This window comes from Ruminococcus sp., assembly GCF_024684275.1.
Genome location: NZ_JAIKXF010000076.1, coordinates 1 through 7,888, shown reverse-complemented (window position 1 = coordinate 7,888; position 7,888 = coordinate 1). Strand labels below are relative to the sequence as shown.

Below are 7,888 nucleotides of genomic sequence, written 5' to 3'. Positions count from 1 at the left end.
ATACCTGCGGACTGCGCTGTGTTGAAGGCTGTCGGATTCTTCTCCGATGAAGCGATACTTACAGGCGAATCCACGGCTGTGGGAAAGTCCGCAGGCTCTCCCGACGATACCGACAACTCCCTCAACAAGCCGAATATCGTCTACTGCGGAGCCTCCGCAACTAAGGGCGTATGCCGCGCAAAGGTCATAGCTGCAGGCAAAAATACTCAAATGGGAAAAATATCGGAAATGCTCTCCGACATCGACAGGGAGCCTACTCCCCTGCAAAAGCGTCTCGGAGAGCTCGGAAAAGCTGTCGCCGTGATCTGTCTCGTTGTCTGCGCCGCTGTTTTCGGGGCAGGAGTGCTCCGCGGCGAGAATGTGTTCGATATGCTGATGACAGGCATAACCATAGCCATTGCTGCTATCCCCGAGGGACTGCCCGCCACGGTGACTATCGCCCTTGCTCTTGCGGTCAGCCGTATGCTGAAGCAAAAGGCTCTTGTGAACAAGCTCCACAGCGTTGAGACATTAGGCTGTACGTCGGTGATATGCTCCGACAAAACAGGTACCATAACCGAGAACAAAATGACCGTTACGGAGCTGTCCACTGTTTCAACAGACTACTATTTCAGCGGCATGGGCTACCGTGTCAGCGGAGCAGTCACAAAGAGCGGCAATATCGCTGTCAATCCTACTGCGGAAAAGGCTCTCACAGAAGCTCTGCGGTGCGGCGTTCTCTGCTCTACGGCGGAAATAAGCACTCAGGAAACACCCAAAAGCCGCAACAGAGGAACTCTTGCAGGCAAGGGCGAATGGCAGGTCACAGGTGACTCAACAGAAGCGGCTCTGCTCATTGCTGCTGCAAAGGCAGGCATAACTAAAGAGTCACTTTCGGGGAGCTGCCGCACTCTGGGAGAATACCCCTTCGACAGCGAAACGAGGTTCATGGCGGTACATTGCTCCTGCGGAAACGACAAGCGTATGTACTTCAAGGGCGCAGAGGAGGTGCTGCTGCCTCGATGCAGTCAGTATATCGCCGAAAACGGCAAGCCTGCGCCCATGAGCTCAGCTGTACGCCGTCAGCTTGCGGAAAAGGCTGCGGAAATGTCAGGCAGGGCGCTGAGAGTTCTTGCGCTTGCCATGTGCAGCTCAGATACATTAGAGCCAAACTGCGGAAACCTTGTATTTCTTGGCTTTGCAGGCATGACCGATCCGCCCCGTGAGGAGGCAAAGACTGCTATCCGAAAATGCGCGGCGGCTTCTGTAAAAACTGTTATGATAACAGGTGACCACAAAAATACCGCCGTGGCAGTTGCGAAAAAGGCTGGTCTGCTCAAAGGCGGCATGGCTATGACAGGAGCTGAGCTGGACGCTCTCTCCGATGAGGAGCTGGATAAGGTCATCGGCAAATACACTGTGTTTTCCCGTGTTGAGCCTGTACATAAGCTGCGTATCGTGCGGAGCTTCAAGCGCCGCGGAGAAATAGTCACCATGACGGGTGACGGAGTGAACGACGCCCCTGCGGTAAAGGAAGCCGATGTGGGCGTGGCTATGGGAGTTACGGGCACTGACGTGACAAAACAGGCTGCCGACGTGATACTCATGGACGACAACCTTGCAACTCTCGTCAGCGCCGTTGAGCAGGGACGCTGCGTTTATGCCAATATACGGAAATTTGTTCGGTATCTGCTGTCCTGCAATATAGGCGAGGTGCTAACTATGTTTCTGGGGATACTCATGGGTATGCCTGTAGTGCTGCTGCCTGTTCAGATACTTCTGGTCAACCTCGTCACGGACGGTCTGCCTGCGATCGCTCTCGGTATGGAGCTCCCCGAAAAAGACATTATGAACCGACCGCCGCGGCGCTCTACGGAGGGATTTTTCTCAGGCGGTCTCATGTGGAGGATAGTCATTCGTGGCATATTTATAGGACTTTCCACCCTTGCAAGCTTTACTGCGGCAATGCGGCTCGGCGGCTCTCTTGAAGCCTGCCGCACCGCCGCTCTCATAACCCTTGTGGTATCACAGCTGATACACGTATTTGAGTGCCGCTCAGAGCATCGTTCACTGCTGCACATGAACCCATTCGGAAATATCAAGCTTGTCGCTGCGGCAGTCATATCCGCCGCAGTCCTTGCCGCAGCAGTAATGCTGCCTCAGCTGCAAATGGTATTCAGCACCGTATCGCTCAGCACACCTCAGCTGCTGACAGCTCTCGGTTTCAGCGCGGCTGTGCCTGTTATCAGCTCGGTTTTCAGCAGAAAATAATCGCTAAGGACAGATTGCCTAAATCAGCTGCTAAAGTCATAATTTGTCCTTCTGTCTGAATATCAGCGAAGCCATGAGCCCGAAAAGCAATGCCGCCGTCACGCCCCCTGACGCGGCGGTAAGACCTCCTGTGAATATGCCGAGGAATCCGTCGCTGCCTATTGCCTTTCTTATGCCTTCCGCAAGCAGGTGCCCAAAGCCCGTCAGGGGCACCGTTGCACCTGCTCCTGCAAAATCAGCTATGGGCTTGTACAATCCCACTGCTGAAAGTATAACTCCCGTAACTACGTAGCCTGTGAGTATCCTCGCAGGCGTCAGCTTTGTAAAGTCGATGAGAAGCTGTCCCACGGCGCATAAAGCTCCGCCGACTATGAATGCTTTTAGTATATCTGTTATCATGACTGCTCCTTTCTCAGATGCACCAGATGTGATATTGAGGGTATGCTCTCGCCCTGCTGCAGAGACATAGGCGACATCAGCGCGCCCGTAGCGGCAAAGAGTATATTCTCAGCCTCGCCCCGTTCCAGCATGGGCAGGAAATGTCCGCAGAGCACACTTGCTCCGCAGCCGCAGCCCGAGCCGCCGCAGTGCATATCCTGCTTTTCAATGTCGAATATCATAGCGCCGCAGTCACGGTGCTGAGCTGTGATGTCAACGCCCTGCTTCAGCAGGAAGTCCTTTAGAAGCTGACTTCCCACCACGCCGAGGTCGCCTGTGACGATATAGTCATAATCCTCGGGAGCTGTGCCTGTTGCCGATAAATAGCGCATTATCGTGTCAGCAGCCGCAGGTGCCATAGCGCTGCCCATGTTATTGATGTCGGTTATTTCAAGGTCGGCTATCTTGCCGATACAGCCGCCGACTACGCTGATATTGCCGCTGCTTCGTGAAACTATCACTGCTCCCGAGGCTGTACAGGTCCACTGTGATGTGGGGGTGCGCTGACCTCCGTAGGACAGCGGAAAACGGAACTGCCGCTCTGCTGTTGAGAAATGGGAGGAGGTCACTGCGGCGGCATACTCGGCGATACCGCTGTCCGTCAGCACAGAAGAGATAAGAAGCCCCTCAGCCATAGTGGAGCAAGCGCCGTATAACCCGAGAAAGGGCATAGCAAGCTCCCTGACGCTGTACGCCGAGCCTATGCACTGGTTTATGAGGTCGCCTGCACATATGATGTCGATATTTTCCTTTTGCAGACCTGCCTTGCTTAGCGCAAGCCCTACAGCTTCAAGCTGGAACTGAGTCTCTGCCTGTTCCCATGTGTCCTTTCCGAAGTGACTGTCAGCTATGACCTCGTCGAAGCATTCACCAAGAGGTCCTTCTCCCTCCTTTTCACCGACTACTGCGGCATAGCTTTTTATCCTTACGGGAGTATCCGTGCGGAAAACTCCCCTTGCTATTCGTTCTGCCATGTTGATACCTCTCTTTCGGAGATATTATGCGGCAAAATTGCATAAATATGCAAAAAAGGCGTGACATCAGGGGGCTCCCCTTGTCACGCCTTTGCTTTATTCTCTGTATCTTATATCCATTAATTCGCGCGTACCTTCGATGTAAACATCTCTGAGGCGCTTTCCTTTTCCGACCTTTTCCTTTATATCGTCCCTGCTGAAATATACAGGCGAACCATCTAAAAACGGATAAGTCCCGACAGCGTCCGCTGTGTTGCTCCAGCTGTCGGAAACCGCTAAGTACTCCACCCTTCCGTCATGGGCGATGATGAAGAACTCCTTGTCGCTGCTGCCTGTATACTCGCTGAAATATTCATGGAATCTGCCAATATCGAATTTATAGGATATGGGTATATCCTCGTCGGAATTTATATTGTTCCAGCCGCTGACATCTCCGCCCTCACTGCTTATCTTTTGCAGAGCCTTGTCTGCCGCCTCTGTCATCTCCTCAGCCACCTTGTTCATCTCAGCCATTCTGCCCTGCTTTGACCTCCAGCTCATATCAGTGATCACACGCAGCAGCAATACTGCGGCAGCAAGCGCAGCTAAGCAGAGTACAGGTATCCCTATGGCAAACAGCAGGGTATAGCTCTTTTTCTTCTGAGGGGCTGACTGTGTACAGCCGCAGTGTTCGCCGTCATTGAGCGGTCTGCCGCATTTTGTACAGTATGGCATAGTATTGCTCCTTTATTTAGCTGAAGCGTATTCCTTAGATGCGTCCTTGTACAGGTCGCTGAGGCTCATCTTAGTGTCTTTGCTGAAGCTTGAACTGCCATATGTATATCCAGAACTGTCAACTCTGTACAGCCTTATACCGTCAATATTGCTGGGAGGATATGTACCTATATAATCACTCTTGTCACCCCAGCTTTTGGCAATGGCTGTGTATTCAACGGCTCCGTCGCGGCATACCATGAAGTACTCATACTCGCCGATCTTATTAAAATAATTTGCGGTTTTCTCCCTGAATTTCTCCACATCAAAGGGAACAGCCTGATTCCTGCTGTTATCTGAGCTTATGATGTAATAGCCTTTAATATCCTTTTTTTCCTCATCCAGCTCTATCAAGGCAGTATTTCCCGCTTTGAAAAGAGTGCTTGCATTAGAATTCATGCTTGACTGCTTTGATTTCTTTGTATATCCAAGCATAGACGGCACTAATATTGCGGCTAATATGGCTATTATCAGCAGGAAAGCTATTCCCAGCGGGATAACTATAGCAAGTATCCACGCATTGCTCTTTTTCGGGGGCTGTGCCAGCTGCTGACCGAAATAAGGCGCAGGATAGCCCTGTGGATAGGGCTGGTTCGGATAGGGCTGTCCGTTATATGGATATGGCGGCGGAGGCGGCTGCATTCCGCCGTTATTGTACTGTCCGCCCTGCGGCGCAATATTATTCGGCTGCTGCATGGGAGCTCCCTGTGCAGGGGCTGTACAGCTGCAAACCTCACCCTCTTGTAAAAGCTTTCCACAATTGCTGCAATACGGCATTTTTACCACTCCTTATAATTCTGTTTTTTGATATCTTCTTTAAATTCTTTTACGGCGTGATCGTACAGATCATCGAGAGTTTTACCCTTTTCCGCAAGCACATTTTCTCCACGGGGAGAATATTCCACAGGGGAATATGCTACGGACGAGCCTGTATATCTGGCAGGATATGTACCTATCTTAGCTTTTTTGTCCGTCCAGCTCTCTGAGGCTGCCGCATATACTGCGACACCGTCCCTTACCACGATGAAATACTCGCTTTCCGCGGCTTTATCAAAATATTTGTTTTCCCTTTCACAGAATTTCCCTGCGTCATAGGGAACTGCGATGTCCTTTGAGCTGTCAGAGCTTATGATATAATCGCCATTGACGTCCACACCATCTGCATCAAGGTCTGCAAGAGCGGAATTTGCCGCCCTGTATATGCTGCTTGCCTTTGAATTTATGTTCGTCTGCTTTGCTTTTTGCTTATACCGCGAATAAGACGGTATCATTATAGCCAAAATAAGCACTATCAGGACAAGAAATACTGCGGCAAGCGGAATAACTATGGCAAGTATCCACTTATTGCTCGGCTTCGGCGGCGGCGGCAGAGCCTGACCGTCGTAGGAATATCGAAAATCGTGGGGATAGGGCTGATTTGGGTATGGCTGTCCATTATATGGATAGGGCTGCTGCCAATATCCCTGCTGTGGGAGCGAAGCCTGCTGCATTCCGCCGTTATTGTACTGTCCGCCCTGTGGCGCAGTATTATTCGGCTGCTGCATGGAAACTCCCTGCGCAGGGGCAGTACAGCTGCATATCTCGCCGTCATTTAGCTTTCTTCCGCAGTTTGTACAATAAGGCATCTATGTCACTCCTTTTTATTTATTGATGTACCAACTAACTCTTGAATCGGATACTTGACAAAAATGCAAGTGCTATATCAGATATATCCAAGAGTTTTCAGCAGGAACAGCCAGCCCGTCAGGGTAAATGCGCTCAAAAGCGTGGTCAGCATTACCGCAAACGCCGTGATTACGCCCTTGTGTCCCAGATTCTTCGCCATTACAAAGCAGCTTCCCGTTGTGGCGCTTCCAAGCATTACCAGTATGGCTATGAGCTTCTCGCCGCGGAATCCCAGCTTTATCGCTATCGGCAGGAAAATTCCGCAGAAAAGCACCAGCTTTATAAAGGCTATGCCCACTGTTACAGACAGCTTTCCCTTTGCTTCGCCGAATTTGAATGAAGCTCCCAACGCTATAAGGGATAAGGGCGTTGCCATATTTCCTAAGTATGTCACTGATTTCGACAGTATCACAGGCTGAGGTATTTTCAGCAGCGACCAGCTTATACCTACAACTATTCCCAGTATTATAGGATTTGTGGCTATACTCTTGAATGTGCTGAGAAACAGCGCCTTTTTGCCGCTGCTTCTGTCCTTATCCGGAGAGGTCAGCGCAAGGACCGTAACTGCCGCTATGTTGTACAGGGGCACTGTCCCCACTATCATAAGAGCCGCCATAGTGGAATGTCCATATATATTATTGACAAAGGCTATTCCCAGAACAGCCGCACTGCTCCGATAGCTCGCCTGTATTATCTCGCCACGTTCTCCACTGTCCTTGAACAGCATTGAGTACATCACCGCTATGCCTACGCTGAGAAGCGTTGCACATATGCAGAACAGTACGAATCTGCCGTCCCATACTGCGCGGAAGTCTGCCGTGGACAGATCCATAAACAAAAGCGCAGGCAGAAGAGCTCGAAACACAAATCTGTTTATCTGCGCCGTGGCATTTTCGTCAAGAAGCTTTATCCTGTGTACGAACCAGCCGAATACCATCATCAAGAATACCGGAACTGTGGCATTCAGACTGAATATAAGATTTTTCAGAAACAATCTATCACTACCTGTTTATTTTATCGTCGAGCCGTGGAAATAACAGTCATATATTACTTCGCCTCTGTACTCTATGGTCTCATAGCCCTGAAACCATTCAAAATCACCGTTTACCTCGCACCTGTAGGTATAATCACCATTTATGTACTCCTGAGGTCCGCGGAATGGCTTCTCAAAAGGCACGCGCAGAAGGGCTTCCTTGAGAAAATCACCGCTGAACGGATTTCCCGTAACTCTGCCTGCGTAATTCATGCTCCAGCAGGGAACACCTCTTATCCATAGGGCTTCCTCTCCTGCGAAACGCTCACCTCCGAGAAAAGTGTCAAGATACATGAGTTCTCCCTCACGGTATTCAAGGTCGTGAGACTGAGGGCGCGAGGGCATTGTTTCAGCTCCCTTGCCTGCGTATGCAGCACATTTGGCACGTATGAGAAAATCAATTATTTTATCTCGGTCCATAGTATTTCTCCTGTTATGACTTGATACTTAATTTTACTCCATTTTTCCTGTCTTGTCAATATCATGAAGCTATAATTTCACCAACAAGTATTCGGTTTGTATGTTATAAATTGTGCGTGTCAACAAATTTTAGCTTTATTTTCTTTCTGCACTTGACTTTTTCGCCGTTTTGTACTATAATAATTTAGTCGCAGGTGACGCCTGCGGTTATTTGTGGCGGCATAGCTCAGTTGGCTAGAGTACTCGGTTCATACCCGATTGGTCGTTGGTTCGAATCCTACTGCCGCTACCATATGGCCCGTTGGTCAAGAGGTTAAGACATCGCCCTTTCACGGCGGAATCATGGGTTCAATTC

General features: G+C 50.2%; 8 protein-coding genes and 1 tRNA gene. 2 read left to right on the top strand and 7 right to left on the bottom strand.

Features of this window, described 5'->3' with window-relative positions:
* The coding region (locus tag K5677_RS08205; RefSeq protein WP_296726694.1) for a cation-translocating P-type ATPase at positions 1-2,250 on the top strand (2,250 nt) is incomplete at its 5' end.
* 36 nt (positions 2,251-2,286) lie between these two features.
* Here K5677_RS08205 and spoVAE read toward each other — a convergent pair.
* The 7 genes from spoVAE to K5677_RS08170 all read right to left on the bottom strand — a co-directional run bounded on the left by spoVAE (position 2,287) and on the right by K5677_RS08170 (position 7,533).
* Entirely contained in the window at positions 2,287-2,649 is a 363-nt protein-coding gene (spoVAE, locus tag K5677_RS08200; protein ID WP_296726691.1) for a stage V sporulation protein AE, read from the bottom strand.
* Positions 2,646-3,662, bottom strand: coding sequence for a stage V sporulation protein AD (locus K5677_RS08195; RefSeq protein ID WP_296726688.1), 1,017 nt, complete (start codon positions 3,660-3,662; stop codon positions 2,646-2,648). The genes spoVAE and K5677_RS08195 overlap by 4 nt, the downstream gene beginning before the upstream one ends.
* A gap of 96 nt (positions 3,663-3,758) precedes the next feature.
* Complete coding sequence (locus K5677_RS08190) at positions 3,759-4,376, bottom strand: hypothetical protein (protein ID WP_296726685.1); 618 nt, start codon at positions 4,374-4,376, stop codon at positions 3,759-3,761.
* A gap of 12 nt (positions 4,377-4,388) precedes the next feature.
* Complete coding sequence (locus K5677_RS08185) at positions 4,389-5,192, bottom strand: hypothetical protein (protein ID WP_296726682.1); 804 nt, start codon at positions 5,190-5,192, stop codon at positions 4,389-4,391.
* Between the two features lie 2 nt (positions 5,193-5,194).
* Positions 5,195-6,040, bottom strand: a complete 846-nt coding sequence (locus K5677_RS08180; RefSeq protein WP_296726680.1) for a proline-rich domain-containing protein — start codon at positions 6,038-6,040, stop codon at positions 5,195-5,197.
* A gap of 77 nt (positions 6,041-6,117) precedes the next feature.
* Positions 6,118-7,074 (bottom strand): AEC family transporter, encoded by a 957-nt coding sequence (locus K5677_RS08175; protein WP_366849141.1) that lies wholly within the window; start codon positions 7,072-7,074, stop codon positions 6,118-6,120.
* Between the two features lie 15 nt (positions 7,075-7,089).
* Complete coding sequence (locus K5677_RS08170) at positions 7,090-7,533, bottom strand: DUF5680 domain-containing protein (protein ID WP_296726677.1); 444 nt, start codon at positions 7,531-7,533, stop codon at positions 7,090-7,092.
* 215 nt (positions 7,534-7,748) lie between these two features.
* Between K5677_RS08170 and K5677_RS08165 the strand changes: the two genes are divergently transcribed.
* Positions 7,749-7,825, top strand: a tRNA-Met gene (locus K5677_RS08165).
* Positions 7,826-7,888: the final 63 nt, after the last annotated feature.